The sequence below is a fragment of the Pseudomonas sp. NDM genome (assembly GCF_003105095.1).
GTDB classification, from domain to species: domain Bacteria; phylum Pseudomonadota; class Gammaproteobacteria; order Pseudomonadales; family Pseudomonadaceae; genus Aquipseudomonas; species Aquipseudomonas moraviensis_A.
Genome location: NZ_QETJ01000303.1, coordinates 1 through 1965, shown reverse-complemented (window position 1 = coordinate 1965; position 1965 = coordinate 1). Strand labels below are relative to the sequence as shown.

The 1965-nt window shown below is 52.6% G+C and carries 1 pseudogene; it reads left to right on the top strand.

What is annotated here, in order from left to right:
• Window positions 1–1820, top strand: a pseudogene (locus DCO47_RS27120) (hypothetical protein); the annotation flags it as partial.
• Between the last annotated feature and the right edge of the window lie 145 nt (window positions 1821–1965).

Genomic DNA, 1965 nt, shown 5'->3' with positions numbered 1-1965 from the left:
TGCTCGCCTTCAACCTCGCCAAGTCCATCACGCTGGATTACACGGTAACGCGCGGCACCCAGGATCCGAAAGAGTCGCGGATTCGTGCGCTGGCGGTGTCGCCCATTGCGCAAAGCGATTTGCCCGGGCCGCTGATCGTGCAGGCCTCCGAACAAGGCGAAGGGCCGGAGCTGGACGTCAGTCAATTGACCACCAACGCCACCCTTCGCGCGAACAGTTATCCGCACATTGCGCTGAAACAATATGTCTGGCTGAAAGCGAAAGGGACATTGAAAGGCGGGGGCGACTACTTGAAAACCTTCTGGCAACCGCCGGGTTCGCAAACCAATGCGACGTGGATCAACCAGGGTTTTTACACCCACACATTTCCGCTGCCGGACTTGCAAAGCCTGGAAGATGGCAGAGACCTGGAACTGGAGTTCAAGGCAGGCTTTGGTGGTACTCAGGTTGAGAGTGAGGCCGTTACGTTTGCGCTACGGACTTACAGGATCAAGGCCTACGAAAACGTTGTGCCGACCCTCGGCTCGGTAACAGGCTCACCCAGCGGGGATGAAATCCCTCACGGCGGCCTTACGGTGGAAACTGCCGTGACCCTGAGCGGCGTCGCGGCCAAAGGCCAGAAGGTCGAAATCTTTGACGGCACGGTCTCCAAAGATCAGGCAACGGCACATGCCACAACCGGTGTCTGGACGCTGCTCGTCAGTGCTTTGGCTGTGGCAGCGCACAGCTTTACCGTCAAGGCTTTGTACGGCTCCGGCGCCGTGTCGGCAGCCAGAACACTGACCGTGACGCCGGTTGTCGTCCCTACGCTGAGCAACGTGCTTGACGACAAGAACGTTGAAATCCCCGAGGGACAAACTACCGTCAGCACCGCCCTGAAGCTCATAGGCACCGCGAGCAAGGGCCAGAGAGTCGAAATTTTTGAAGGAAACGGCCCGAACCACACCTCCAAGGGGGTCGCCACCGCCTCGACAGCAACAGGCATGTGGGAGTTGCCTATTACTGTTGCAGTGGGTGCCCGGAGGTTATACGCAGGATCGCTGTATACATCGTCCCCGCAATGGTCAAATGTGCGCACACTGACCGTAACGGAAGCCACCGCTCCGACACTGACCTCAGTGAAAGGCTCACCAAGCGGGGCCGATATCCTACCGGGCGGCACCACCAGAGAAACAGCCGTGACACTCAGCGGCAACGCCGCGAATGGCCAGAGTATCAGAGTGTTCGACGGTGTAACCTCCAAGGGGGACGCGACTGCCGACCCGACTACAGGCATATGGGAACGTTTGGTTTCAGCCTTGAGTATTGCCGAGCATAACTTCACAGCTAAAGCATTGTATGGTGTCGGGGACTCTTCACAGCAATATGAAGTTAACATCGTTAATTATGACCTTGAGGGCTTTGAAAAATGCGCATCAGAGGACATACCTGAGAACTCCAACTACTCGACCCCATTAATAACACTGAAGTGGCGAGTAATAAATCCTCAAGGATTGTTAATTGGGAAAATCAACCTAGCCAAACAGTTGTATATTTTTGCAGCCCAAGCAAGTCCAGGCCCACAGTCTACAACAGTAGTTGATATATCACTTAGGACCCCTTGCTCGAGATTAAGCATAGATCATCACTTAAACATTTCAAACAATCCAACCGGCCGAATCAATTATTACAATACTGCAGATAATTTCATAGGCTTTAAAGATTTAGCTCTGGACATCTATACGAATACAACTTTCTCTGGCTCCAACATAAAACGATTAGAGATAATGATATTCGGAGGGGGCAACATGTGGTTTGACAATATAAAAATGGAGTACTAAAAAGAAATTTATCAACCCAAAGGAAAGGGTACGGATTTATTTATCTGGATAATCTGGAGTTGCCGCAGTAATGCAACAAGGACGAATTATTGGCTCTTCGTTCCGGCCTTTTCGCGAGCAAGCTCGCTCCCACAGTTTGACTGCT